This is a genomic window from Oscillochloris sp. ZM17-4, from assembly GCF_019599295.1.
In the GTDB taxonomy this organism is placed as follows: domain Bacteria; phylum Chloroflexota; class Chloroflexia; order Chloroflexales; family Chloroflexaceae; genus Oscillochloris.
This window is the reverse complement of sequence record NZ_JAIEWN010000023.1, coordinates 30,239-54,187: the sequence shown is the minus strand read 5'-3', so window position 1 is coordinate 54,187 and position 23,949 is coordinate 30,239. Positions and strand designations below refer to the sequence as shown.

Annotated in this window: 21 protein-coding genes; 7 read left to right on the top strand and 14 right to left on the bottom strand. The window is 69.1% G+C overall.

The features are described from left to right. The first annotated feature begins 210 nt into the window (after nucleotides 1-210). Nucleotides 211-1,275 carry a dipeptidase gene (locus K2Z83_RS16800; protein ID WP_220596345.1) on the top strand — a complete coding sequence of 355 codons (1,065 nt, stop codon included), beginning with the start codon at nucleotides 211-213 and terminating at the stop codon, nucleotides 1,273-1,275. Between the two features lie 95 nt (nucleotides 1,276-1,370). Continuing rightward, a complete protein-coding gene (locus K2Z83_RS16795; RefSeq protein WP_220596344.1) occupies nucleotides 1,371-2,249 on the top strand; it encodes an LLM class F420-dependent oxidoreductase in 879 nt (292 codons plus the stop codon). Between the two features lie 100 nt (nucleotides 2,250-2,349). Here K2Z83_RS16795 and pyrF read toward each other — a convergent pair whose 3' ends face one another. The 3 genes from pyrF to K2Z83_RS16780 are packed head-to-tail and all read right to left on the bottom strand — an operon-like array spanning nucleotide 2,350 to nucleotide 4,067. Then, nucleotides 2,350-3,102, bottom strand: a complete 753-nt coding sequence (gene pyrF, locus K2Z83_RS16790) for an orotidine-5'-phosphate decarboxylase (protein ID WP_255604104.1) — start codon at nucleotides 3,100-3,102, stop codon at nucleotides 2,350-2,352. Beyond that, nucleotides 3,099-3,542: a hypothetical protein gene (locus K2Z83_RS16785; protein WP_220596343.1), complete on the bottom strand. Its 444-nt coding sequence runs from the start codon at nucleotides 3,540-3,542 to the stop codon at nucleotides 3,099-3,101. The genes pyrF and K2Z83_RS16785 overlap by 4 nt, the downstream gene beginning before the upstream one ends. Before the next feature lie 60 nt (nucleotides 3,543-3,602). Further along, nucleotides 3,603-4,067, bottom strand: a complete 465-nt coding sequence (locus K2Z83_RS16780; RefSeq protein ID WP_220596342.1) for an NUDIX domain-containing protein — start codon at nucleotides 4,065-4,067, stop codon at nucleotides 3,603-3,605. Nucleotides 4,068-4,142: 75 nt separating this feature from the next. Between K2Z83_RS16780 and K2Z83_RS16775 the strand changes: the two genes are divergently transcribed. Beyond that, nucleotides 4,143-5,636, top strand: a complete 1,494-nt coding sequence (locus K2Z83_RS16775; RefSeq protein ID WP_220596341.1) for an FGGY-family carbohydrate kinase — start codon at nucleotides 4,143-4,145, stop codon at nucleotides 5,634-5,636. Between the two features lie 89 nt (nucleotides 5,637-5,725). Beyond that, complete coding sequence (locus K2Z83_RS16770) at nucleotides 5,726-6,664, top strand: hypothetical protein (RefSeq protein WP_220596340.1); 939 nt, start codon at nucleotides 5,726-5,728, stop codon at nucleotides 6,662-6,664. Nucleotides 6,665-6,798: 134 nt separating this feature from the next. Here K2Z83_RS16770 and K2Z83_RS16765 read toward each other — a convergent pair whose 3' ends face one another. Then, complete coding sequence (locus tag K2Z83_RS16765) at nucleotides 6,799-7,887, bottom strand: SPFH domain-containing protein (RefSeq protein ID WP_220596339.1); 1,089 nt, start codon at nucleotides 7,885-7,887, stop codon at nucleotides 6,799-6,801. A gap of 262 nt (nucleotides 7,888-8,149) precedes the next feature. Here K2Z83_RS16765 and K2Z83_RS16760 point away from each other — a divergent pair, with 262 nt between their 5' ends. Next, on the top strand, nucleotides 8,150-9,097 hold the full coding sequence (locus K2Z83_RS16760) for an aldo/keto reductase (protein ID WP_220596338.1): 948 nt from the start codon (nucleotides 8,150-8,152) through the stop codon (nucleotides 9,095-9,097). A gap of 77 nt (nucleotides 9,098-9,174) precedes the next feature. On the opposite strand, the gene K2Z83_RS16755 is transcribed toward K2Z83_RS16760, so the two are convergent. Next, on the bottom strand, nucleotides 9,175-9,966 hold the full coding sequence (locus K2Z83_RS16755) for a radical SAM protein (RefSeq protein ID WP_220596337.1): 792 nt from the start codon (nucleotides 9,964-9,966) through the stop codon (nucleotides 9,175-9,177). A gap of 177 nt (nucleotides 9,967-10,143) precedes the next feature. Here K2Z83_RS16755 and K2Z83_RS16750 point away from each other — a divergent pair, with 177 nt between their 5' ends. Then, on the top strand, nucleotides 10,144-11,373 hold the full coding sequence (locus K2Z83_RS16750; protein ID WP_220596336.1) for an MFS transporter: 1,230 nt from the start codon (nucleotides 10,144-10,146) through the stop codon (nucleotides 11,371-11,373). A gap of 312 nt (nucleotides 11,374-11,685) precedes the next feature. On the opposite strand, the gene K2Z83_RS16745 is transcribed toward K2Z83_RS16750, so the two are convergent. From K2Z83_RS16745 to K2Z83_RS16715, 7 genes are all read right to left on the bottom strand, one after another. Beyond that, nucleotides 11,686-12,684, bottom strand: coding sequence for a cytochrome d ubiquinol oxidase subunit II (locus tag K2Z83_RS16745; RefSeq protein ID WP_220596335.1), 999 nt, complete (start codon nucleotides 12,682-12,684; stop codon nucleotides 11,686-11,688). After that, a complete protein-coding gene (locus tag K2Z83_RS16740; protein ID WP_220596334.1) occupies nucleotides 12,674-14,005 on the bottom strand; it encodes a cytochrome ubiquinol oxidase subunit I in 1,332 nt (443 codons plus the stop codon). Before K2Z83_RS16740 ends, K2Z83_RS16745 begins: the two co-directional genes overlap by 11 nt. Before the next feature lie 152 nt (nucleotides 14,006-14,157). Then, nucleotides 14,158-14,943, bottom strand: a complete 786-nt coding sequence (locus tag K2Z83_RS16735; RefSeq protein WP_220596333.1) for an ABC transporter permease — start codon at nucleotides 14,941-14,943, stop codon at nucleotides 14,158-14,160. Between the two features lie 51 nt (nucleotides 14,944-14,994). Then, the gene (locus K2Z83_RS16730) at nucleotides 14,995-15,789 is read right to left on the bottom strand and encodes an ABC-2 family transporter protein (protein WP_220596332.1); all 795 of its coding nucleotides are present in this window, start codon (nucleotides 15,787-15,789) and stop codon (nucleotides 14,995-14,997) included. A 93-nt stretch (nucleotides 15,790-15,882) separates the two neighbouring features. After that, nucleotides 15,883-16,407, bottom strand: a complete 525-nt coding sequence (locus tag K2Z83_RS16725; protein WP_220596331.1) for a hypothetical protein — start codon at nucleotides 16,405-16,407, stop codon at nucleotides 15,883-15,885. Between the two features lie 138 nt (nucleotides 16,408-16,545). Then, complete coding sequence (locus tag K2Z83_RS16720) at nucleotides 16,546-17,520, bottom strand: ATP-binding cassette domain-containing protein (RefSeq protein ID WP_220596330.1); 975 nt, start codon at nucleotides 17,518-17,520, stop codon at nucleotides 16,546-16,548. A 167-nt stretch (nucleotides 17,521-17,687) separates the two neighbouring features. After that, nucleotides 17,688-18,611: an SMP-30/gluconolactonase/LRE family protein gene (locus K2Z83_RS16715; protein ID WP_220596329.1), complete on the bottom strand. Its 924-nt coding sequence runs from the start codon at nucleotides 18,609-18,611 to the stop codon at nucleotides 17,688-17,690. Nucleotides 18,612-18,924: 313 nt separating this feature from the next. Between K2Z83_RS16715 and K2Z83_RS16710 the strand changes: the two genes are divergently transcribed. After that, nucleotides 18,925-20,055: an ABC transporter permease gene (locus K2Z83_RS16710; protein ID WP_220596328.1), complete on the top strand. Its 1,131-nt coding sequence runs from the start codon at nucleotides 18,925-18,927 to the stop codon at nucleotides 20,053-20,055. 211 nt (nucleotides 20,056-20,266) lie between these two features. Here K2Z83_RS16710 and K2Z83_RS16705 read toward each other — a convergent pair whose 3' ends face one another. Beyond that, nucleotides 20,267-21,787, bottom strand: a complete 1,521-nt coding sequence (locus K2Z83_RS16705; RefSeq protein WP_220596327.1) for a M61 family metallopeptidase — start codon at nucleotides 21,785-21,787, stop codon at nucleotides 20,267-20,269. A 52-nt stretch (nucleotides 21,788-21,839) separates the two neighbouring features. Continuing rightward, complete coding sequence (locus tag K2Z83_RS16700; protein ID WP_220596326.1) at nucleotides 21,840-23,930, bottom strand: serine/threonine-protein kinase; 2,091 nt, start codon at nucleotides 23,928-23,930, stop codon at nucleotides 21,840-21,842. Between the last annotated feature and the right edge of the window lie 19 nt (nucleotides 23,931-23,949).

The following is a 23,949-nucleotide window of genomic DNA, read 5'->3' as shown; positions in this document are numbered from 1 at the left end:
ACCCAGCGCTTATTCGCGCTAAGCCAAGGTTTCAGGTTGCTTTACAGTTTGATGCCGTGAATGGCATTCTATTGCACCAAATCTGCAATCTGCAATCTGCAATCTGCAATCTTGTCTAACAAATATATCGTGGGCGGCGCAGCCGCCCCCACACTCCTACCGGGATGGTATGATAGAGCGAGCCCTCCCACCAATGCAAGGAGCCAACCGATGCCATCCACCCCGCGCATCCCGATCTTCGACGGACATAACGACACCCTGCTCGACCTGTATAGGCCGCAGCCGGGCAAGGAGCGCAGCTTCTTCAGCCAGAGCGAGCACGGCCACATCGACCTGCCCCGGGCCAGGGCCGGCGGCTTCGGCGGCGGGTTCTTCGCCGTCTTCATCCCCGGCGAGCGCGGCGCGTCGCCCACCGACCGCCTGCCCGACGGCGGGTCGTACGAGGCGCCGCTGCCCGACCCGCTGGAGCTCGGCTACGCGCAGCGCATCGCCCTGGGCATGGCTGGGCTGCTCTTCAAGCTGGAGGCCGAGTCGCAGGGCGGGCTGAAGGTGGTGCGCAGCGCCGCCGAGATCGAGTCCTGCCTGGAGTCTGGCACGATCGCGGCCATCCTGCACTTCGAGGGCGCCGAGGCGATCGACCCCGGCCTGGAGGCGCTGGAGGTCTTCTATGCGGCCGGCCTGCGCTCGCTCGGCCCGGTCTGGAGCCGGCCGACCGCCTTCGGCCACGGGGTGCCCTTCGCCTTCCCGCGCACCGGCGACACCGGCCCCGGCCTGACCGACGCCGGCAAGGAGCTGGTCAAGGCCTGCAACCGCATGCGGATCATGCTCGACCTCTCGCACATGAACGAGGCCGGCTTCTGGGACGTGGCCCGGCTCTCCGACGCGCCCCTTGTCGCCACCCACTCCAACGTCCACGCCCTCTGCCAGAGCACGCGTAACCTGACCGACAGGCAGCTCGACGCGATCAAGGAGTCCGACGGCATGGTCGGTCTGAACTTCGCGGTCAGCTTCCTGCGCGAGGACGGCCGCAACGCCGCCGATGTGCCTCTGGAGACGATGGTCTCCCACGTGCGCTACCTGGTGGATCGCCTCGGCATCGACCGGGTCGGCCTCGGGTCCGACTTCGACGGGGCCACGATCCCGCAGGCGATCGGCGATGTCTCCGGCCTGCCGAAGCTCGTGGACGCCCTGTCCGCGCACTTCTCCGAGGCCGACCTGCGCAAGATCGCCCACGAGAACTGGGTCAGGGTGCTGCGCAAGACCTGGGGGGCGTAGGGGGAGATATGAGTGGGTGTGGGCGGATTCGCCGCCCACACCCACTTATATATGGTTTACGTTACATAACGGATTATCAACACAAAGGAGATACCATGAAGATCGGACTACAGATCCCGAGCTTCACCTGGCCCGGCGGCGACGCGGAGATCGGCCCGCGGCTGGGCGAGATCGGCCACACCGCCGATGAGGCCGGCTTTGACAGCATCTGGGTGATGGACCACTTCTTCCAGATCGGCTTCGTCGGCAAGCCCGAGGAGCCGATGCTGGAGGGCTACAGCGCGCTCAGCTACCTCGCCGCCGTGACGAAGCGGGCTACCCTGGGCACCCTCGTCAGCGGCGTGATCTACCGCAACCCCGGCATCCTCGCCAAGACGGTGACGACCCTGGATGTGCTGTCGGGCGGGCGGGCCTGGCTGGGCATTGGCGCGGCCTGGAACGAGCAGGAGTCCCGGGGGCTCGGCGTGCCCTTCCCGCCGCTGAAGGACCGCTTCGAGCAGCTGGAGGAGGCCCTCCAGATCGTCCACCAGATGTGGCGCGGCGATGAGAGCCCCTACGCCGGCAAGCACTACCAGCTTGAGCGCCCGCTCAACAGCCCGCAGGCCATCCGCAAGCCCCACCCGCCGATCATGATCGGCGGCACCGGCGAGCAGAAGACCCTGCGCATGGTCGCTCAGTACGCCGACGCCTGCAACCTCTTCGACCGGCTCGGCCCCGAGGCGCTGACCCACAAGCTCGATGTGCTCAAGGGCCACTGCGAGCGGCTCGGCCGGCCCTTCGAGGAGATCGAGGTCACCACCCTTGGCACGGCCTTCATCCCCGGCACCCAGACGCCCGCCGAGATCATCGCCCACTGCACGGGCCTGGCCGCCCTCGGCGTCCAGCACGCGATCTTCAACATGCCCAATGTCTCTTCACTGACGCCGCTTGAGCTCTTCGGCAAAGAGATCATCCCGGCCGTGGCCGAGCTCTAATCAGCCAGGGCTGTTGCAACGCCCTGGGGCTTCGCCCCAGACCCGGTTTTTTGTTGGGTGAGGGCGGCGAAGCCGCCCTCACCCAACAAAAAAATACTGCTCAGCCCGCGCTGAGCTCCTCGGCGATCCGCGCGGCGGCCTCGGCCGGCCCGCCGACCTCGGCGGGGGCGGCGGTGATCGGCCGGCCGACGACCATATAGTCGCAGCCGGCGCGCAGGGCCTCGGCCGGCGTCATCACCCGGCGCTGGTCGCCGCTGTCCGCCCAGGCCGGGCGCACCCCCGGCGTGACGATCCGCAGGTCCGGCCCGCAGGCCGCGCGGATGGCCGCGATCTCGTGGGGCGAGGCGACCACCGCGTCCAGGCCGCACTCCTGGGCCATGCGGGCCAGGTGGACGACGTGATCCTGTAGGCCGGCGGCGATCTCCAGATCGTCGCGCAGGGCGTTCTGGTCGATGCTGGTCAGCACGGTGACGCCGAGCAGCAGCGGGCGGGCGGGGCCGGCCTCGCGGGCGGCCGCGACGGCGGCCCGCAGCATGGCCGCGCCGCCGTGGCAGTGCAGGGTGAGCATGCGCACCGCCGGGCCGAGGGCGCAGACCGAGCGCACCGCGCCGGCCACCGTGTTCGGGATGTCCGACAGCTTCAGGTCGAGGAAGACGCTGCCGCCGGCCTCGGCCACCGCCCGCACCACCTGGGGCGCCCCGGCGGCCGTGCAGAGCTCCAGGCCGACCTTGAAGCCGCCGACGCGGCCGCGCAGCTGCTCCACGAGGCTGAGGGCGCTCGGCAGGTCGGGCACGTCGAGGGCGGCCAGGATGCGCTCGTGGGCGGCGATCGTGGGTGTCTCAATCATGTTCATGTGTACAGCACCATGTAGACCGCCACGCCGACCAGGGTGGCGGCCAGATAGAGCCCGTAGGCCGCGCGCATAAACAGCTTGTAGCGCGTAAACTTGAGCCGGGCCGGCACCAGTCCGTTGCCGCGCAGCACCACGAACAGGCCGAAGAGCAGCCCGGACAGCCCGAGCAGCTCGTGGGCGGGCATGGCCACGAAGGCCGCCGCCGGCAGCTCCACGTTGTCCGACGGGGCGACCGCCAGCAGCGAGGGGATCATGACCCCGAGCACGAGCAGGACGTTCGCGACGGCCGCCCCCGTCTGCACCCAGCGGTGGGCCTCGTAGCGCCCGCGCAGGGCGAGGTAGGCCCCGACGGTGAAGGCGATCATCACCAGGACGCTGCCGACCAGGGCGATGTCCGCCCCCAGCGACGCCTCGGTGCCCAGAAAGCCCGGCTGCCTCATACGCCCCCCTCTGATAGTCAGGGTGTGCCAGCAATGCCAGCACACCCTGACTATCATACCCTATTTCGGGGTCGTGTAGGGGCGCAGCGCGCCGTCTCCCAGGGCTTCTGCCTGGCGCACATCCTCCACGCTCACCAGCGACAGCGGCGCGGGCAGATCGCCCATCGAGTACCAGCCGATCGCGCTGCACTTGCCCGGCTCGCGGATGTGCGGCTCGCCGCCCATGTGGCGGGCCAGGTAGGTCGGCGAGACCCAGTGCTGGCCCTCGTCGGGCAGGATGTGGTTCACCACACCGAGCAGGCGCAGCTCGCCGATCCGCATGCCGTACTCCTCCTCGAACTCGCGTATAATCGCATCCTCAAGGCGCTCGCCATAGTCGAGGGAGCCGCCGGGGAACTCCCAGCAGCCGCGCTCGTTCTTGGCCAGCGGCCCGCGCTGCGCCAGGAAGACCCGGCCCGCGTCGTCGAACACCATCGCCCCCCCCCCCACCCCGACATAGTCGTGCCCGGCCCTGAGTGCGGTCACCGCTGTCTCCCTTCTCGATTGCAGATTGCAGATTGCAGATTGTAGCAGCCTTCCCGAGTCGCAAGGGATCATCTCATGCTCAACACGCAGCCCTCAGCCCTCAGCCCTCAGCCCTCAGCCCTCAGCGGATCGCTCTTCGCCGGCATAGATGTGGGCACCCAGGGCGTGCGCGTGGTCGTCGCCGACGCGGGGGGCGAGGTGCGCGCCCGATCCTCGGCGCCGCTGGAGACCGCCGACGGCCCCGGCGGGCGCGCCGAGCAGCGCCCCGACGACTGGTGGCTGGCCGCCGTCGCCTGCCTGCGCGCGGCCACGGCCAGCCTCGGCGCCGAGGCCCAGCGCATCGCCGCCCTGGCCGTCACCGCCACCTCGGGCACGATCTGCCTGCTGGATGCGCGGGGCCGCCCCGTCGCCCCGGCGATCATGTACCGCGACCGCCGGGCCGCCCAGGAGGCCGCCGACCTGAACCTGGCCGCCGCCGGGCTCTGCGAGCGGCTCGGCTACCGCTTCGACGCCTCCTTCGGCCTGCCCAAGCTGCTCTGGCTGCGCCGGCATATGCCAGAGCAGCTGGCCTCCGCCGCCCAGATCTGCCACGCCGCCGACCTTGTCGTCGGCCGGCTGACCGGCGACTACGCCACGTCCGACTGGAGCCACGCCCTGAAGAGCGGCTACGACCTGATCGCGCTGCGCTGGCCGGAGGAGCTGCTAGAGACGCTCGGCCTGCCCCTGGCGAAGCTGCCGCGCGTCGTGGCCCCGGCCAGCCCGATCGCCCAGGTCTCGCGCGCCGCCGCCGAGGCGACCGGGCTGCCTGCCGGGGCCACCGTCGTGGCCGGCATGAGCGACGGCTGCGCCGCCCAGATCGCCGGCGGGGCCGCCGCGCCCGGCCAGTGGCTCAGCGTGCTCGGCACCACCCTGGTGCTCAAGGGCGTCAGCGCCCAGCTCCCGCGCGACCCGCAGGGCCGGGTGTACGCCCACCGCCACCCGGACGGCCACTGGCTGCCGGGGGCCGCCAGCAGCACCGGCGGGGCCGCCCTGGCCGCCCGCTTCCCCGGCGAGGATCTGGCCGCCCTCGACGCGCGGGCCGCCGCGCTGACGCCGTCCGGCGCGATCTGCTACCCGCTGGAGGGACGGGGCGAGCGATTCCCCTTTGTGGCCCCCCAGGCCGAGGGCTTCATGCTGGGCGCGGGCGCGGGCCGCGAGGCCGCGTACACGGCAGTTCTAGAGGGCGTGGCCTACCTGGAGCGGCTGGCCTTCGCCGAGCTAGAGGCGCTCGGCTACGCGGTTGACGGGCCGGTCCACGCGGCCGGCGGCGGCGCGCGCAGCCCCATCTGGCTCCAGATCCGCGCCGACGTGCTGGGCCGGCCGCTGCTCGTCCCCCGCGAGGTCGAGGCGGCCTTCGGCGCGGCGGTGATCGCCGCTGCCGCCGGGGCGCACCCCGGGCTGGGCGCGGCCACCCGCGCCATGAGCCACGCCCGCGCCGAGGTTCACCCCCGCCCCGACGCCAGCCGCTACGACGCGCCCTACGCCCGCTTCGTCGAGGAGCTGCGCCGGCGGGGATACCTGAACGGCTAGGGCTGCATGCGCCTGACCAAAGATCGGCTATCATCGTGCGAACACTCATCGTCAGGGCGTAGCGCGCTGCGCCCCAACAGGATACCGCCATGATCAACCTCCAGGCAAAGCTGACCGACCCGCAGCAGTTTGTCACCCTCTACGGATCGACCCCGCCGCGCGCCGGATCCTCGGACGAGCAGATCGCCCTCGCCGCCGAGCGGCTGGCCGAGCGGGTGCGCGGACTGCCCCTCGACGGCCTGGTCGTCTACGATGTGCAGGACGAGAGCGGGCGCACCGAGGAGACACGGCCCTTCCCCTACCAGCCGACGATCGACCCGCGCATCTACGCCCGCCAGATCCAGGAGCGCACCGGCGCCCAGGCCATCACCTACAAGAGCGTCGGCGAGCTCGGCGAGGCCGGCTGGCTCGTCTGGCTGCGCGAGGCCCACCAGGACTACGGCATCGGCCAGCTCATCCTGGTCGGCTCGTCGGTGCCGGTTCCGCCGCCGGGCACGCTGTTCGTCGACCGGGCCATGCAGCTGGCCCGCGAGCAGATGCCCACGGCGATGCTGGGCGGCGTGGCGATCGCCGAGCGCCACTCGCCCGCGTACGACGAGAGCCGGCGGCTGCTGCTCAAGGCCGCCCAGGGCAGCCGCTTCTTCATCTCGCAGGTGGTCTACGACCCCGCGCCGACCCTGCGGCTGCTCGCCGACTACGCCGAGGCGTGCCGGCGCGAGGGCGTCGCCCCGCAGCGGGTGATCCTGACCTTCTCGCCCTGCGGCCGGCCGGGGACAATGACCTTCCTCAAGTGGCTCGGCGTCGCCATCGCCCCAGGGGTCGAGCAGGCGATCATGGGCTCGGCGACGCCCTTCGCCACCTCCATCCAGATCTGCCGGGCCAACCTGCGGGCCATCCGCGAGCGCGCGGCGGCCCAGTCCATCCCGCTGGGGGTCAACATCGAGAGCGTCTCCACCCACCGCGACGAGCTGGCGGCCTCAGCCGATCTGGTGCAGGCACTGTATGAGGAGCTGGGGGTTGGGGGTTAGGGGTTGGGGGTTGGGGTTGGGGCGCGTAAGGGGCAGGTGCGTCAGGGGTGATGCACCGATACTGCTGGCAATCACCTTTTGCCGCATGCCGGGAGCGCGGGTGTCCCGCCCGCGCTCCCAGGTTTGCCAGCAGCTCAGCGGCTCTCCGGCCCCTTCTCCATCGTCGCATTCCAGATCATCTTCCCGTCGCTGTACATGGCGGCGCGCACGATGTTGTAGATCATCTCGTCGCTGATCTCGATCTTCTTCTCTCCCACAAGCCTCGCGATGATTTGGGCCACCGCCTCGGCGCGCACCTCGGCCTCGGCTATGCCCTTTGTGCTGATAGCGATTGCTTCCTTCTTCGCATCGTGCTCGGCGTTCTCTATCTCGCGCTGCTTGTTGCGCGTCTTCCCCTTGATGATCTCCTCGTCGATCACCACATTCTCAAATACGATGTCATCTACCCGCAGCCCCCAGAACTGGGTGCGGCTGTCCAGGTCGGCCCGTACTTGCCCGGCTATCTCTTTACGATTGAGGTTCAGCGCGTAGGGGTCGTTTTCAACCGGGGTTTCGGGCGTGTCACCCATTCGCTGCTTCCAGTCCCAGATCCAGTCGCGGATCATATCGTCGAGGATATGCTCCAGGGCCTCGGCGGTAACCCGCGCCCATAGCTCCGGGTTGTCAGGATTCAACTCTTCCGACGTGTGGAGATCCTTGATCCGACGCCTGATAAAGGCGTAGGGGCCAACCTGCTTCTGATCGCTCTCACCATGGGGCGACGCATTTTTTCTCCGCGCTTGCTGGTCAATGTGGAAGAGCGAGGGATAGATCCAGTTGCAGAAGTTGCGGGCTACGAGCCGGTAGATGACTCGCACCTTGATGCTTTGGATCCGCTTGAGCCCCGGCGTGTTGGTGTCGATCTCACCGACAGAGAACTCATAGCGCAGCGGGTAGTTTGGCATCATCGCTTCGATGGTGTGGATGTAGGGTGTGTAGAAGAAGACGCCATCATCGAAGGTTTCGATGTTGCCGAATATATCCTTTCGCACCACAAATGTGCCTTGCTCGACGCGTTGGGGGCGGATGGAAACGAGCAGGAGCAGCAGGGTCGCGGACAGAAAGATCACGATGGAGAGCAGGAGCCGGTTCTCCTCCGTAAAGGCGGCGGCGAGCGCTCCGGAGATGAGGACAAGTCCGACCAGTGTGACGACCGGGGTAAACACGTGTTTCGTGTTACTCATACATGACCTTCCTGGGCTAGTGGGGGCAGGAAATGGTCATCATATTATACACAGAGATATGCTCATGTCTACCGGATATAGTAGCCCTTTCGCTGCTGAATAGAGATAGTGCGCTAACTATGAGGATGATCGAGAGGGCGCCCTCGTCGTCAGGCTGGCCATCCTGGCCATTAAGCTGAAGCCAACGAACCTGACGTATACTGCATATGTGAGCGCGGGAGAGCTCCTCCCGCCAATGTGAGCGCACAAAGGAATGACACACATGGAGATGCGAACGCTCGGCCGCAGCGGCCTGAAGGTGGCGCCGATCTGCCTCGGCGGCAATGTGTTCGGCTGGACATGCGACGAGCCGGCCTCGTACGCCGTGCTGGACGCCTACGTGGCCGGCGGCGGCAACTTCATCGACAGCGCCGATGTCTACTCGCGCTGGGCGCCCGGAAACAGCGGCGGCGACTCCGAGCTGATCATCGGCCGCTGGATGCGGGAGCGCCGCAACCGCGCCGAGATCGTGCTGGCCACCAAGGTCGGCTCGGCCATGGGCGACGCGCCCCACCAGCGCGGCCTCTCGCGCCGCCATATCATCGCCGGCGTCGAGGACTCGCTGCGCCGCCTGCAGACGGACTACATCGACCTCTACCAGGCCCATATCGACGACGACGAGACCCCGCTCGATGAGACCCTGCGCGCCTTCGACGACCTGGTGCGCGCCGGCAAGGTGCGCTACCTCGGCGCATCGAACTACAGCGCCTGGCGGCTCACCCGCGCGCTCTGGGAGAGCGACCGCCGCGGCTACGCGCCCTACATCTGCGTCCAGCCGCGCTACAACCTGATCGACCGCGCCGACTTCGAGCGCGAGCTTGGCCCGATGTGCCAGGAGCTCGGCGTCGGCGTGATCGGCTACTCGTCGGTGGCCAGCGGCTTCCTCTCCGGCAAGTACCGGCGGGGCGGCCCCATGCCGACGAGCGCCCGCGCCGGCGGCGTCCAGCAGCGCTACATGAACGACCGCGGCTTCGCCGTGCTCGACGCGGTGCTCAAGGTCGCCGAGGCCCACGACGCCACGCCCACCCAGGTCGCCCTGGCCTGGCTGCTGGCCCAGCCCGCCGTCACCTCGCCGATCGCCAGCGCCACCAGCCCCCAGCAGACGACCGAGCTGATCGGCGCCGTGGGTCTGCGGCTGACGCCGGAGGATCTCGCAGCGCTGAGCGTATAGCGGCAAGGGCGCAGCAGCGCGACGCTGCTGCGCCCTTACGGTGTGTTGGCCCCGCACGGGGGCCGCAGGGGCTAGCCTCAGGTGAAGGTCATCGGCGGCGCGGCGCCCGTGCGCGCGATCACCTCCATCTGCGCCCGCACCCGCTCGCAGGCCGCCGCCAGCGGGAAGATCGCCTTGCTCACCTGCATGTCGGCGTCGGTGGAGAGCGGGTGCCAGAACACCCCGTCGACGTTCACCGTCAGCTCGGGGGACAGGCTCGCCATGCCCACCTCCACGCCCTCGCTGGCGAAGCCGCGCCGGGCCATCGGCCTGATGAAGTGATCCTCCTCGGGGATGCCCAGGCTGTGGTGGAGCGCGCAGATCTCGGCGAGGCGCGCGCTGTTGGCCGGCGTCTCCGTCGTCGAGAGCCGCACCCGCATGCCGCGCCCCTGGATCGCCCGGATGCCCTCCAGCGTCTTCGCCCAGCTGCCGGCCCCCCGGTAGGCGTCGTGGTCCTCGGCCCGCCCGCCATCCAGGCTGACCTGCACGGTCAGCCTGTCGCTGGCGACGGCGGCCAGGCGATCCAGGCGCGATCCGCGCAGCAGCATCGCGTTGGTCAGCACCGTCGTGTGCAGCCGCGCCGAGGCGTAGTCCAGCATCTCATAGATCTCGCCCAGGATGAATGGCTCGCCCCCGGTAAAGAGGACATCGCTGAAGCCGAGAGTAACTGCCTCATCGACCAGCCGGCGCACGTTGTCGAGGCCGATCGCCCGGCGCGGCGCGCGCGGGCTCGACTCGGCCACGCAGTAGGAGCAGCGCAGGTTGCAGTCGTAGTTGGTGTAGATCCAGAGCTTCCAGGGGAGCTCTGTGGGGATGGCGTTATCGCTCATTGCTGTGGCTCGGTGTATAGAGAAAGGGTGGCATGCCAGGATGGTAGCACCGGCGGCGGCGTCTGTCCAGGCCAAGAGTCACACGCTGCGCGGCCAGCATCCTTCGAGTATCATAGGCCGCAGCCGACAGCTGTCGCCCGCTGAGGGTTGCGACGCGCGTGAGTACTGAGAGGATATATGGCTGATCCGATCCTGGGCCTCACCGGGCAGCGCCCGGCACACGTGTGGATGGGGCGCGCGCGGCGGGTGCTGAGCCGTGAGCTGCTGGTGCTGTACCTGGTGATCTGCTGCGCCGATGTCGTCGTCGGCATGATCCTGCCGGTGTTCCCGCTGCTGGCCCGTGAGCTGGGCGCCTCGCTCGGCCTGATCGGCGTGCTGACGTCGCTCAACGGCGCGGCCCAGGTGTTGAGCGCCGTGCCGATCGGCGCTCTGTCCGACCGTCGGGGGCGCGTGCCGGTGATCGCCGCCGGCCTGATGCTGTTCGCCCTCGTCGCGGCGCTGCTGGCGGCCGCGCCATCGCCGGCCTGGCTGCTGCCCGCCCAGGCGCTCACCGGCGTGGCCACCGTGGCCACCTTCTTCATCGCCGCGGCCCTGGTCGGCGACGCCAGCGCGCCCGCCGACCGAGGCGTCGCCATGGGCCTGCTCACCACCGCCATGGGCCTCGGCTTTGCGATCGGCCCGCTGCTCGGCGGGCTGGTCCACCGCGCCGGCGGCGTGCGGACGGGCCTACAGATCGCCGCCATGCTGTCCGCCGGCGCCGCGGCGCTGGCCTGGCTGCTGCTGCCGCGTCGCGCGCCGATGGTCCGCATCGCCCGGTCGCGCGGGCCGCGTATGGGGCTGCTGCTCCAGAACCGGGCCCTGCTGCTGGCCTGCCTCGCGAACTTCCTGTTCAGCCCGGTCTTCAGCGCCGTGGTCGTGATGGTGCTGCCGCTGCGCGCCGCGTCGCTGGGCATGGACGCCGTCGCCATCGGCAGCCTCTACACCGTGCGCGCCCTTGCCTCGACTGCCACCCGCCTGCCGATCGGGGTTTTCTGCACGCCGGCGGGCAGCCGGCGCCTGATGATCGCGGCGATGGCGTTCAGCGGCGCGGCGCTGCTCGGCCTCGCCCTGCGCGCCGACTACCCGGCGATGATGATCCTGCTCGCGGCTGAGGGCATCTCCTTCGGTATGTTCCTGACGGCCGGCCAGGCATTCGTGAGCCAGCACGTCCCGCCGGCGCAGCTTGGCGCGGCCCTGGGCACCTATAACACGGCCGGCGGGCTCAGCGCGACGATCAGCCCCCTGCTGATCGGCCTGGTCGCGGCGAGTGTGCCGCTGCCAACGGTGTTCAGCATGATCGGCGCTCTGGTCTGCGGCGGCGCCCTCGTCCTCCTCGCCCTGTCGCGTCTGCCCACGCCGGCCGACTGATACCATTTCAGATTGCAGATTTTGGATTGCAGATTGCCGTGCATGGCGTTCCAACGTGCTCTGGCGGCGGCGCGCATGCGGCTTGCTCAATTCCAGTTGGTATGACCTGGCGCTCGGCCGGCTGTGGCAGTGGGCTGGCGAATTCGCCGCCAGCCCACTGCCACGCATCATGCTAGTACACGGTTCCGAAAATCCGTAGGGAGTTCCGGGAGCGTAGATGCCGACCTGGCCGAGGCCGACCCAGAGGGGCAAAAGGGGACAGGCGGCAGGCTCAGCTGAGCCTGCCGCCTGTCCCCTTCTTGCGTGGCGCACTCAGCGGATGTATTCGCCCTTGAACACGCGGAAGAGCAGCCAGAGCGAGGGCAGCAGCAGGGCCATGCCGATGGGCAGCGAGTAGAGCACAAAGGCCAGCGTGCCAGGCCCGGCGGCCGCGGCGGACAGGGTGACGTCGGGGAAGATCAGGTAGGGGTACTGGGCCAGGCCCCAGCCGGCCAGCAGGCAGATGATCTGGGCCACGGCGCTGATCCGGGCCAGCCGGTAGCGCCGCCGGGCCAGCGCCCAGCCCGAGAGCAGGGCCGCGATGGTGCCGATCCCGAGCGCTGGCGCCGCCCGCAGGCTGAGCAGCCCCCCCCAGAGGTGGGGCGCGGCGATGTACAGCAGGGGCAGGGCCAGCGCCGAGAGCCCCACCACCGCCGTGCCCGCCAGCAGCGCCCGCCGGCGGAAGTCCTCGCGCAGCGCGCCCGCCGTCTCGTTGGACAGGAAGACCGCCGCCAGGTAGGCGCAGAGGGCCAGGGCCAGCGCGCCCATCGCCAGGGAGAGCGGCGTCAGCCAGGACGAGGCGCCGCCCGGCAGCACCTCGCCGCCGCTCACCCGCAGCTGCCCCGCCGACACCGCGCCGAGGGCCATGCCCAGCGCCAGCGGCGTCATCACGCTGGCCACCCCGAAGATCACGCCCCAGCCGCGCGCGCCGGCCCCGCCGTGTACCGGGCTGTAGGCCCGGAACACAAAGGCCGTGCCGCGCAGGATGATCCCCAGCAGCGCTAGGTGGAAGGGTATGAACAGGGCCACGCTCAGGGCGGCGAAGGCCGTCGGAAAGGCCGTGAACAGGATGACGATCACGAAGATCAGCCAGACGTGGTTGGCCTCCCAGACCGGCCCCATCGCGCCGGCGATCGCCGTGCGCTGGGCCTCGCGCCGCGGCCCGCTGGCGAACACGTCCCAGATCCCGCCGCCGAAGTCGGCCCCGCCCAGCACGGCGTAGGCGATCACGGCCAGCAGGCCGACGCCCGCGACCAGGTTCTCAAGCGGCATTGGGGGCCTCCTGCGGCTGTGTCTGGCCCGAGTGCTCCGGCGCGCCGGTGGCGAGCCCGCGCAGGAGGAAGATGAGGGCCACCCCCAGGCCCATATAGAGCAGGCTGAAGCCGAAGAAGGTGATCGGCACCTCCGCCACTGGCGTCACCCCGGCGGAGGTGCGCATCACCCCGTAGATCACCCAGGGCTGCCGGCCGACCTCGCTGACCAGCCAGCCCGCCTCTAGGGCGATGAAGCCCAGCGGCGAGCCGGCCAGCAGGGCGCGCAGCAGCCAGCGCCCCTCGGCGGCGCGGCGGCGGCGCGCCCACCAGTACCAGAGCCCCAGGCCGATCATGGCGAAGGCCGCGCCAACCATCGTCTGGAAGGCGATGTGGCTGATCAGCACGTTCGGCCACTGGTCGCGCGGGATGTCGTTGAGGCCGGTCACGACAGTGTTCGGGTTCTCACCCACCAGCACGCTGAGCAGGCCGGGGATCTGGATGGCCCCGCGCACCGTGCCGCTGGCGGTGTCGGGGATGCCGCCGATGATGATCGGCGCCCAGGCCTCGGTCCTGAAGTGCGACTCCATCGCGGCGAGCTTGGCCGGCTGGTAGGCGGCCACGTTCTGCGCGCTGATGTGCCCGCTGAGCGGCTGGAGGATGGCCGCGATGCTGGCGACGGCCAGGCTGATCGCGATCCCCGAGCGGTGGTAGGCGTCGCGCCGTCCGCGCAGCATGCCTAGCGCGTACACCCCGGCCACGGCGAAGCCGGTCGAGATGTAGCATGAGAGGGTCGAGTGCAGCGCCATCTGGAACCAGGATGGGCTGAGGAAGGTGGCGAGCGGGTTGATGTCGACGGCCCTGGCTCCGTCAAGCGTGAATCCGGTCGGCGTCTGCATCCAGGCGTTGGCGGCCACCACCAGCACGCCCGAGACCATCCCGCTGAGGGCGACGGGGACGCCGGCCAGCCAGTGGGCGCGCGGCGAGAGCTTCTCCCAGCCGTAGAGGTAGAGGCCGATGAAGATCGCCTCGATGAAGAAGGCGTAGCCCTCAAGGGCGAAGGCCGGGCCGATGATCTCGCCGGCGAAGGCCATAAATCGCGGCCAGAGCAGCCCGAGCTCGAAGGAGAGCGCGGTGCCCGAGACGGCGCCGACGGCGAAGGTGAGCGCGGTGGCCTTGCCCCACTTGTGCGCCAGGTCGCGGTAGTGCTCCTGCCCGCTGCGCAGGTAGAGCCCCTCGGCGATCAGCATCAGCAGGGGCATGCCGATGCCCATGGCGGCAAAGATCATATGGAAGGCCAGCGAGACCTCCATCTGCGAGCGGGCGGCGATCAGTGAGTCCATGTGGTCTCCTCAAGATCCCCCGGCGGTCGGTGTGAGGTGTCAGGGGGCGATTGTACTTGCGGTCGCAATGTACACCTGCCGGGCCAGATCCGCAAGCCCAGTCAAAATCAGGGGCAGGCGATCATCAGCAATCAGCAATCTGCAATCTGCAATCACGCTGAGGCCCCGGAGTACTGGCGCAGGCCGACCTGCCAGACCAGGCGGGCCAGCAGGAGCAGCCCGAGGGCCACGGCGGCGGCCAGGCCCAGGGTGAGCCCGCTCAGCCGGCCGGTGAGCGCCTCAGCCGGCACGGTGATCGCGAAGGCCACCGGCACGATGAAGGTCAGCAGGCCCTGGAGCCAGCCGGGGTAGATCCCCACCGGCCAGCGCCCGGCCGCGTAGACCCCCTCGAACAGGTTGACCATCTCGTTGACCCGCACCACCCAGAACGAGACGCTGGTGAGCATCAGCCAGAAGCTATAGATCATCAGGCCGCCGAGCAGCAGGGCGACGCCGAAGATCAGCCCCTCGCCGAGGCCGACCCGGTCGCCGATCTGGACGATCGCCACCCCCAGCACCGCCGCGCCGATCAGCACGTTCACCAGCTGCCAGATGCGGATCTCGCGCACGCTGATCAGCACCTGGGCGTCCTCGGGCTTGGTCAGGGCGAAGTCGAGGGTGCCCTGCTGGACATCCTGCATCAGCCGCATCATGTTCGGCTGGATGATCGCCTGGATGACCCCGCCCATCAGGATGTGGACGCCCATCACGGCCAGCAGCTCCGGCTGCGACCAGCCGGCCAGCGCGCTGGTGTGGCTAAACACCAGCCCCAGGCCGATCAGCCCCACGGCCAGGGCCACGGCCGACTGGAGCAGCTGCACGAAGAAGTTCGCCCGGTACTGGAGCTCGTTCATCGCGCCGACGCGGAAGAAGTGGTAGGCCAGGCGGAGGAGTGACATACGACCCCCTGGAGGATTGGCAGGAGGGCCATGCCCTCCTGCCAATCCTCCCTAATTGCCGACCGCGGTGAAGGCGCGCACGCCCCGCTGCCAGATCAGGGCCACGGCGGCGCCGCCGACGGCGATCCAGAGCAGCTGCATGCCCAGCCCGGCCAGCAGCTGCGCGGGCGAGAGCTGGCCGACCAGGGCCTCGATCGGGAAGCCGAAGGTCCACTGAAAGGGCAGGTAGCTGGACAGGCGCTGCGCCCAGTCGGGCAGCAGGCTCATGGGCACGAGCCGCCCGGAGAGCAGCAGCTCGGCGGCGAAGAACAGCTCGTAGAGCGCGCTGACCCTGGTCGTCCAGAAGGTGATCATGCCCAGCGCCCACAGGAGCATGGTGCGGATGAGGTAGGCCCCCCAGATCGCCAGGGCGAAGGTGATCGCGCCCTGCCAGCTCGGGCTCAGCTCGGGGCGGAAGATCAGGGAGAGCGCGGCGGCCAGCGGCAGCCAGAGGATGATCACCACCAGCTTCCAGCCGGCGAAGTAGGCGATATCGAAGTGCAGCGGGTGGACGGGCCGCAGCAGGGCCGCCGAGAGCTCGCCGTGCTGGATGCGCCACTCCCAGCCGTAGGGCGTGAACACAATGTTCATGTTGCGCACCAGCGTCCAGACGATGTAGTAGGCGGCGAGGGCGCCGGGCGTGTAGCCGCCGACGCTGCCGCCCTGGGCGGCGGCGATCATGCTCCAGACCACCAGGTAGATCACCGGCTCGGCGACCATGCCGACCATGTAGAAGTAGTTCGCCGTGCGGTACTGAAACTGGGTCATCACCGCCGTCTTCATCACGGTCCAGTAGTAGTCGAGCATATATCCTCCGGATGAAAGGCAAAAGGTAAAAGGCAAAAGGTAACATGTTACCTTTTGCCTTTTACCTTCTGCCTTTTGTGCTGACACGCAGCGTCAGCGCACGATCACCTCAAAGGGCGGGCCGACCTGGCGCAGCACCTCGTGGACGACATCCTCCTGCTGGCGGCTGCCCACCGGCACCGTGATCAGCGGGCGGCGCGGAGCCTCACCGTTCGCCACGGCCTTGCGCACGAAGCCGCCGGCCATGCCGGCGCTGAGGAACCCGCCGATCAGGCCGCCGATGCCGCCGACGACGGCCAGGCCAGCCGCGAACATCACCAGAGAGGTGAGGGCCGGGCCGATGCTGTCGATGGTGCCCTGTCCACGGATGTCCGGGGTGTCCATCGAGAACATGCCGAGCAGAAACCCGATCGCGCCCAGGGCGGCGGCCCCGGCCAGGGCCGAGCCGATCACCACCAGGTTGCGGAAGCTCGACTCGGTGGCGCCCATGCCCACGATGTCGCCCACATCGCCCGCCGAGGTCCCGACCGTCGCGCCCGAGAAGCCGCTCTCGCGCAGGGCCGCTGCGGCGCGCTCGGCGTCGCGCGAGTCGGTGAATGTTGCCATGATCACGGCCATCGTCGCAGCTCCTTCATAACATACATAGAATGTGTATGTATTGTACCACCGCTTGGGCCGGGCGCTGCAGCGCCCTGGCCCTACCCCTCCCGGCGGGGGTCTGGGGCGAAGCCCCAGGGCTTTGCATCAGACCCGGCCCTACCCGGCGAACACCTGCTCGATCACATCGTCGATCGGCGGCTCCTCGATCGTCAGGTCGATGATCGGCAGATCGGCCAGGATGCGCGCCGTGATCCGCGCGGCCTCGGCCCTGGGCACGCGCAGGGTGATGCGCCCGCCCTCGGCGGCGATCACCTGTCCGTAGCCGCTCAGGTCGGCCGGCTCAGCCATGGCCACGCCGATCTGGCGGTAGGCGGCGAAGCGGTCGACCAGCCCGGTGAGCGCGCCGTCGTAGAGCACCTGGCCGTGGTGGATGACGATCACCCGCCGGCAGAGGGCCTCCACATCGGCCATGTAGTGGCTGGTGAGCATCACCGTGGCCCCGTGCTGGCGGTTGTACTCGGCGATGAAGCTGCGGATGCGCCGCTGCATCGTCACGTCTAGCCCGATCGTCGGCTCGTCGAGGAAGAGCACCTGCGGCAGGTGCAGCAGCGCGCCGATCAGCTCCATCTTCATGCGCTCGCCCAGCGAGAGGTTGCGCACCGGCTTGCTCACCAGATCGCCCACCTCTAGCAGCTCGATGAACGTGTCGCGGGTCTGGCGGAAAGACTCGGCGGGCAGCCGGTAGATCGCCCGCTGGAGCTCGAAGGAGTCCAGGGCCGGCAGATCCCACTGGAGCTGGTTGCGGTTGCCCATCACCAGGGTGATCTGGCGCAGGAAGGCGCGCTCGCGGCGCTGCGGCAGGTGGCCGAGCACGCTCAGCTCGCCGCCGCCGGGGTGGAGCAGGCCCGAGAGCATCTTCAGCGTGGTGGTCTTCCCGGCGCCGTTCGGCCCCAGGAAGCCGACCACCTCGCCGGGCGCGATCGTGAAGCTCACGCCGTCCACCGCGCGCACCTCGCGGGTCTGCCGGCGCACCAGGCTGCGGATCGACGCGCCCAGGCCGGCCTCGCGCACGGGCACCTGGAAGGACTTGCGCAGCTCGGCCACGCGGATCGACGGGGGCTCTGTGGTCATAGTGTTTGAATTGCAGATTGCAGATTGCAGATTGCAGATTGCAGATTGCAGATTGCAGATTGGGCTGTTTCTATTGTATGCAGCTGGTTGGGCACCGGTATAGGGCTGAGGGTGGATTAGCTGACGATGGGGTGGCAATCTGCAATCTGCAATCGCCCAATCTACAATCAGAACGTGGCCACCCCGTTGACCGGCAGCATGATCGCGTAGATCGAGGTGGTGGCGCAGATGAAGAGCCGGTTGCGCTTCGGCCCGCCGAAGACCACGTTGGCCACCGGCTCGGGGACGCGCACCTTGCCGATCAGGGTGCCGTCGGGGTCGTAGCAGTGGACCCCGTCGCCCGCGCTGGTCCAGATCCGGCCGGCGGTGTCGAGGCGGAAGCCGTCGAAGGCGCCGACGGTGCAGGTGGCGAAGACATCGCCGCCCGAGAGCTTCCCGCCCTCGGCCACGTCGAAGACGCGGATGTGGCGCGGGCCGTCGGCCACGTGGCTGGCCCCGGTGTCGGACACGTAGAGCCGGCGCTCGTCGGGCGAGAAGGCCAGCCCGTTGGGCCGCACGAAGTCGTCGGCGGCGACCGCGATCACGCCGCTCTGCACGTCCACCCGGTAGACATAACATGCGCCGATCTCGCTCTCGGCCCGGTGCCCCTCGTAGTCGCTGTCGATGCCGTAGGTCGGGTCGGTGAACCAGACCGCGCCATCGGACGCGACGACCACATCGTTGGGGCTGTTCAGGCGGCGGCCCTGGTAGCTGTCGGCGATCACGGTGATCGCGCCGCTGTGCTCGGTGCGGCTGACCCGGCGCCCGCCGTGCTCGCAGCTGACCAGGCGGCCCTGGCGATCCACCGTGTTGCCGTTGCTGTAGCCGGCGGGCTGGCGGAACACGCCGACGGCGCTGGTGGCCTCGTCCCAGCGCAGCATGCGGTCGTTGGGGATGTCGCTCCAGACCAGCGAGCGGCTGGCGGGGAAGTAGGCCGGCCCCTCGGCCCAGCGGCAGCCGGTGTAGAGCTGCTCAAGCCGGGCGCTGCCCTTGAAGCAGGCCTTGAAGCGGTCGTCCAGCACGGTGAAGAGCTCGCCGTCGTGCGCAGCCATCGCGTCCTCCTTGCGGGCGCCCAGCGTTGGGCTACCCCCATGATACAGGAAGATGCGCGCTTCTGATGCACTGATGATGCTGCGGCGCGGCGTAGCCGCGCCGCAGCATCATCAGTTTTTTTGTGGGAGAGCGAAGCTCTCCCACACCCTCACCGTGCAGCGAAGCTGGCCATGGTGGCACCTACACAACAAGAGATTCTGCGGCCGCAGGCCCCCAGAATCTCTTTGACAGCGGCGCAGGTCGTGGTATGATAGTTCCATTGATTGACTGGTCAATCAATATTCGCACACATGCTCGGGAAGCGAGGGCGGCATGGGATCGCATCTACTACCGATCATCCGCAAAGAGTTCATCCACATTATCCGCGACCCGCGCACCCTAGCGGTGATGTTCGTGATGCCGCTGATGCAGCTGATCCTGCTGGGCTACGCGGCCAGCTCCGACGTGCGCAACGTGCCGCTGGCGGTCTACGACCAGAGCCGCACGCCGCAGAGCCGCGCGCTGGTCGAGGCCTTTGTGGCCTCAGGCCAGTTCGCCGTCACCCAGGCCGCGACGAGCGAGCAGGATCTGGCGCGGCTCGTCGACGCCGGCCTCGTCCGGGCCGGCCTGATCATCCCGCCCTCGTATGCGGCGGATGTGCTCAGCGGGCGCAGCGCCCAGGCCGCCTTTGTGCTCGACGGCTCGGACCCGACGGTCGCCGCCTCCTCGCTCTCCTCGGCCCGCCTGATCGGCCAGGTCCAGGCCACGCAGATCCAGCAGCAGCAACTGGCGCGACGGGCCGGCAACCTCACGCTTGTGGCCCCGGTCGAGGTGCGCACCCGCGTCTGGTACAACCCGGACATGGCCAGCGCCTACTTTATGGTGCCGGCGCTGATCGGCCTGATCATGCAGTTTCAGGCCACGCTGCTGACGGCCTCGGCGATCGTGCGCGAGCGCGAGCGCGGTACGATCGAGCAGCTGATCGTCACGCCGATCCGGCCCTGGGAGCTAATGGTCGGCAAGATCCTGCCCTTCGCCCTGGTGGCCCTGCTGATCACCGGGGAGGTGCTCCTGATCGGCACCTTCTGGTTCGGCGTGCCGATCCGCGGCAGCGTGCTGCTGCTGCTCGGCATCTCATGCCTGTTCCTCGTCTCCGCGCTGGGCATCGGGCTGCTGATCTCGACGATCGCCCAGACCCAGCAGGAGGCGTTCCTGCTGACCTTCCTGACCCTGCTGCCGTCGATCTTTCTCTCCGGCTTCATCTACCCGATCGCCGCGATGCCGGCGGTGCTGCAGTTTTTCAGCGGCTTCATCCCGCTCACCTACTTCCTGGTGGTGGTGCGCGGCATTGTGGTCAAGGGCATCGGCATCCCCTCGCTCACCACGCAGATCTTCGCGCTGACGATCTTCGGCACGGTGCTGATCGTGCTCGCGTCGGCGCGCTTCCGCAAGCGGCTCGACTAGATCGCTGATGCGCTGAGGCACTGACACACTGAGGTGTCCCTCCCACGAGAAGAGAGTACCTATATGGAACATCGCGCACGTATCGTCATCCCTGTCCTGCTGCTGGCCGCGCTGATCGGCGGCGGCTCCTGGTGGTGGAGCCAGCGGAGCGTCTCGGCCAGCGGTGCGGCGCTCACCGGCTCGGGCACGATCGAGGCGGAGAATGTGCTGATCAGCAGCGAGGTCTCCGGGCGGGTCCAGGAGCTGCTGGTCGATGAGGGCGGCCCTGCCGCTTCAGCTTCAGGCCCAGCCAGGCCGGCGCGGCCCCGCCGGCCCGGGGCTGGCGATGGCCCCAGCGCAGCTCCAGCCCGGCGGCGGCCAGCGCGGCGGCGTAGTCCAGCTCGTCCGTGCCGGCGATGTAGCGGGCGAAGAAGTCGCGGAACGCGCCGTCGTGCGCGCCGGCCACCGCCTCCACGGCGGCGATCACGCCGCCCTCCTCGGGGATGCCCGGCCCGCTGATCGGGTAGCGCCCATACAGCTCGCGCACCACGTCGTCCAGGCTGCGCTCGCCCCCGGTGCGCCGGCGGATCTCCATGTCCAGCAGCAGGCAGACTAGCGAGCCCTTCAGGTAGTAGGAGATGCTGCTGTTGGCCGTGTTCTCGTCCGGCCGGTAGAACTTCACCCAGGCGTCGAAGCTGCTCTCCTCCAGGCTCTGCACGTGGCGGCCGGGCTGGCCCTGGAGCGCCAGGATCTCGTCGGCCAGCTTCTCCAGGAAGCGCCCCGGCTGCATCAGGCCCGCCCGCACCAGCAGCAGCTCGTCGTAGTAGCTCGTCACCCCCTCCACAAACCAGAGCAGGCGCGTGTAGTTCTCGCTGCGGTAGTCGAAGGGGCCGAGCGGCGCCGGGCGCAGCCGCTTCACGTTCCAGACGTGGAACAGCTCGTGGCTGGTCAGCGACAGGTAGCGCTCATACGACCGCTCGGGCCGGAAGGTCCAGCGGTCGACCATGTTCGTCACGCTGTTGCGGTGCTCCAGGCCGCCGCCGCGCCCGTCGGTCAGGTGGAGGATGAAGCTATAGTGCGGGTAGGGCAGGCCGTCGAACATATCGCGCTGCACCTCGACGATCCGCCGGGTGTCGGCCACCAGGCGGGCCTCGTCCTCATTCCCGCGCCCCCAGATCACGATCTCGTGCGGCACCTCGTCCACCGTAAAGGGCAGCACCCGCTGCGTCCCACACTCGAAGGGGCTGTCCACCAGCTCGTCGTAGTCCTGGGCGACAAATACCTCCCGTCCCCTGTCCCCTGTCCCCTGTCCCCTGTCCCCTAGCTCCAGCGCCGTGCTCACCCGCCAGCCCTCGGGCGCATCCACATGCACCCCGAGCGGCTCCTCGGTGCGGCCGGGCACATACATGCAGAGCGTCGAGGGGTTGAAGTAGCCGTGGCTCGCGTCGAGGTGGCTGGTGCGCACCGTCAGCTCGTTGGCGTAGACCTTGTAGCGCACAAGCGCCGCGCCCGCGGCGCCGGCCTCGACCCGCCAGGTGTCCTTGGCCGTCTTGCGCCAGGGCAGCGCCGCGCCGTCGGGGCCGAGGGCCGCAAACTCCTGGACGTGGCGGGCGTACTCGCGGATCATGTAGGAGCCGGGCGTCCACCCCGGCAGCACAAGATCCAGCACAGAAGATGTCACGGCGTCGATCACCACCTCAACGTGGAAGAGGTGGGTGTGCGGCTCGGGCATAGTGATCGTGTAGGTGATCATAGGAGTCATAGCAGGAGGATTTGGGAGGGCTTCGCCCTCCCAAATCCTCCCCTCACTCAATCGCGAAGTAACGCGTGTTCAGGTCGCTGCTGCCGAAGCTCGGGCCGAAGACCAGCAGCGCGCTCGGGGTGTCCTTGGGGATAGCGACCGCCACCCAGCCGGCGCTCTGCCCGCCGGGGTAGAGATAGAAGGGCATGTCCGGCTCGGGCTCGACGACCGACGTATACTTGATGGCCGTCGCCTCGACATCCTGCGCGTCGCCGACCGCCGAGTAGAAGTTGCTGTCAGAGACCATCACCAGCTCATCCTTCGCGCCGATGAAACGTACCTCGACGAGGGCCAGCAGATACTCGGTGCCATCCTTAGGCGGGTCGTTATATCTATTCGCCTCAATCAGCCGCTGGTAGGCCGCGTCGCCGCGCAGCACCTCGCGCACCGTCACCTCATAGTCCTCAGTCGTCACCGTCTCGCCGATGCCCGCCGGCTCGCGCGGGTCTGCGCCCAGCGACGTGGGCTTGATCGAGCGCAGCGCGGGGTCTACCGTGATCGCGGCGCCCTCATCGATCGCGACGAAGATCGGCTGCGTGTCCGAGCTCGCCAGGTCATCGACATTCAGGATCAGATCGCCCTCGCCGAGCGCCACCAGATACGGGAAGTCGATGTCGTGCTCGCTCTCGGCGGCGTACTCCTCGGGGCGCTGCTTCGGCGTCACGGCGGCCACCGGCGAGTAAAGGATAAGCCTGTCGCCGGTGAGCCGGGGGTAGAGCTCGCGGTTCGCCTCGCTCCCCGCCAGCGCCCGCGCCCGCACGTGGACGACCAGATACTCCTGGCCCTCTGGGGGCCGCTTATTGTTGCTGTTCGTCTCATAGAGCAGGTTCCAGGCATCGTCGCCGCGAGTCACGCCCGTGACAAGCACCGCCCAGCTGGCGATCTGAGCGGTCGCCCCGGCGGGCAGCGGGTCTGCGCGGCTCACCCCGGCCCCAAGCTCGGGTGCAGCGCCCGCAGTGGCCGAGATCATCACGGGGGTCGGCTTCAGCGCGCTCATGGCCGTCGCCGAGGTATCCTGCCCGCCGACCGCGCCGCCCATAAACAGCTGGAGCAGGAAGAAGACCGCCGCCACCAGGACGCCCACGCTGAGCGCGGCTGCCCCGCCGATCAGCCGCCACTTTACCGCGCTGGGGCCAGCCGCCGCGGGCGCGGCGGGATGGGACTGGACAGTGGGCGCGGCGCCAGGCCGGGCCATATTGATCGTCGGCTGGCCGGCGCTGCCGGCCTGGCCGGCGGCGATCAGCGTCTGCGGGAAGCTCGACGCCCCGGCAGCGGCATGCTGGAGCGCACGGCGCAGATCGGCGGCCGAGGCGGGGCGCTGCGCGGCGGACTGGGCCATCGTCAGCTGGAGCAGATCGCCCAGGGCGGCGGGGAGCTGCGGGCGCAGCAGGTGCGCCGGGCGCAGCGGGTCTGGCTGTCCGGCCACCAGCGCCGACGCGCGGGTGAGCGCGTCGGGCGGGGTCTCGCCGGTGAGCAGCTGATAGATCGTCGCCCCGAAGGAGTAGAGGTCGCTGCGCGGGTCGGTGCCGGTGCCCTGGATCTGCTCCAGCGGCGCGTACTGCGGGGTGTAGCCGAAGAGGCTGCGCCCGCCGGTGGCCCCCCCGCTGCCCAGCTCGCCCTTGGCTAGGCCGAAGTCGAGCAGGACGATCTCGCCGCGCGGAGTGAGCTTCAGGTTCTGGGGCTTCAGGTCGCGGTGGATGACCGGCGGGCGCTGGGTGTGCAGAAAGTCGAGGGCGTCGAGCAGGCGGTCGGCCCAGGGCAGCACCTCGGCGAGGGGGAACGGCCCGCCCCGGCTGGCCAGCATCGAGGCCAGGTCGTCGCCGGGGATGTATTGCATCACCAGAAACTGGCCCTCGCCCTCGGTGAAGTGGTCGCTCACCACCGGCAGCGCCGGGTGGTGCAGGCCGGCCAGCAGGCGCGCCTCGCGCTCAAATGCCGCGCGCAGCTGCGGGTCGCTCATCAGGGTCTGCTTGAGGGCGACCGTATTGCCCAGGCGCTCATCGACCGCCCGGTAGACCGCGCCCATGCCGCCCTGGGCGATCAGCGACTGCACACGGTAGCGGCCCTGGAGGAGATCGTTGGGGGCGAGGTGCATAGTAATGTTGAATGTTGAA

Excerpts from the sequence above, each read along its gene's own strand:
- K2Z83_RS16800 (WP_220596345.1), top strand. The coding sequence starts at position 211 with ATGCCATCCACCCCGCGCATCCCGATCTTCGACGGACATAACGACACC.
- K2Z83_RS16795 (WP_220596344.1), top strand. The coding sequence starts at position 1,371 with ATGAAGATCGGACTACAGATCCCGAGCTTCACCTGGCCCGGCGGCGAC.
- pyrF (WP_255604104.1), bottom strand. The coding sequence starts at position 3,102 with ATGAACATGATTGAGACACCCACGATCGCCGCCCACGAGCGCATCCTG.
- K2Z83_RS16785 (WP_220596343.1), bottom strand. The coding sequence starts at position 3,542 with ATGAGGCAGCCGGGCTTTCTGGGCACCGAGGCGTCGCTGGGGGCGGAC.
- K2Z83_RS16775 (WP_220596341.1), top strand. The coding sequence starts at position 4,143 with ATGCTCAACACGCAGCCCTCAGCCCTCAGCCCTCAGCCCTCAGCCCTC.
- K2Z83_RS16770 (WP_220596340.1), top strand. The coding sequence starts at position 5,726 with ATGATCAACCTCCAGGCAAAGCTGACCGACCCGCAGCAGTTTGTCACC.
- K2Z83_RS16765 (WP_220596339.1), bottom strand. The coding sequence starts at position 7,887 with ATGAGTAACACGAAACACGTGTTTACCCCGGTCGTCACACTGGTCGGA.
- K2Z83_RS16760 (WP_220596338.1), top strand. The coding sequence starts at position 8,150 with ATGGAGATGCGAACGCTCGGCCGCAGCGGCCTGAAGGTGGCGCCGATC.
- K2Z83_RS16755 (WP_220596337.1), bottom strand. The coding sequence starts at position 9,966 with ATGAGCGATAACGCCATCCCCACAGAGCTCCCCTGGAAGCTCTGGATC.
- K2Z83_RS16750 (WP_220596336.1), top strand. The coding sequence starts at position 10,144 with ATGGCTGATCCGATCCTGGGCCTCACCGGGCAGCGCCCGGCACACGTG.
- K2Z83_RS16745 (WP_220596335.1), bottom strand. The coding sequence starts at position 12,684 with ATGCCGCTTGAGAACCTGGTCGCGGGCGTCGGCCTGCTGGCCGTGATC.
- K2Z83_RS16740 (WP_220596334.1), bottom strand. The coding sequence starts at position 14,005 with ATGGACTCACTGATCGCCGCCCGCTCGCAGATGGAGGTCTCGCTGGCC.
- K2Z83_RS16735 (WP_220596333.1), bottom strand. The coding sequence starts at position 14,943 with ATGTCACTCCTCCGCCTGGCCTACCACTTCTTCCGCGTCGGCGCGATG.
- K2Z83_RS16730 (WP_220596332.1), bottom strand. The coding sequence starts at position 15,789 with ATGCTCGACTACTACTGGACCGTGATGAAGACGGCGGTGATGACCCAG.
- K2Z83_RS16725 (WP_220596331.1), bottom strand. The coding sequence starts at position 16,407 with ATGGCCGTGATCATGGCAACATTCACCGACTCGCGCGACGCCGAGCGC.
- K2Z83_RS16720 (WP_220596330.1), bottom strand. The coding sequence starts at position 17,520 with ATGACCACAGAGCCCCCGTCGATCCGCGTGGCCGAGCTGCGCAAGTCC.
- K2Z83_RS16715 (WP_220596329.1), bottom strand. The coding sequence starts at position 18,611 with ATGGCTGCGCACGACGGCGAGCTCTTCACCGTGCTGGACGACCGCTTC.
- K2Z83_RS16710 (WP_220596328.1), top strand. The coding sequence starts at position 18,925 with ATGGGATCGCATCTACTACCGATCATCCGCAAAGAGTTCATCCACATT.
- K2Z83_RS16705 (WP_220596327.1), bottom strand. The coding sequence starts at position 21,787 with ATGATCACCTACACGATCACTATGCCCGAGCCGCACACCCACCTCTTC.
- K2Z83_RS16700 (WP_220596326.1), bottom strand. The coding sequence starts at position 23,930 with ATGCACCTCGCCCCCAACGATCTCCTCCAGGGCCGCTACCGTGTGCAG.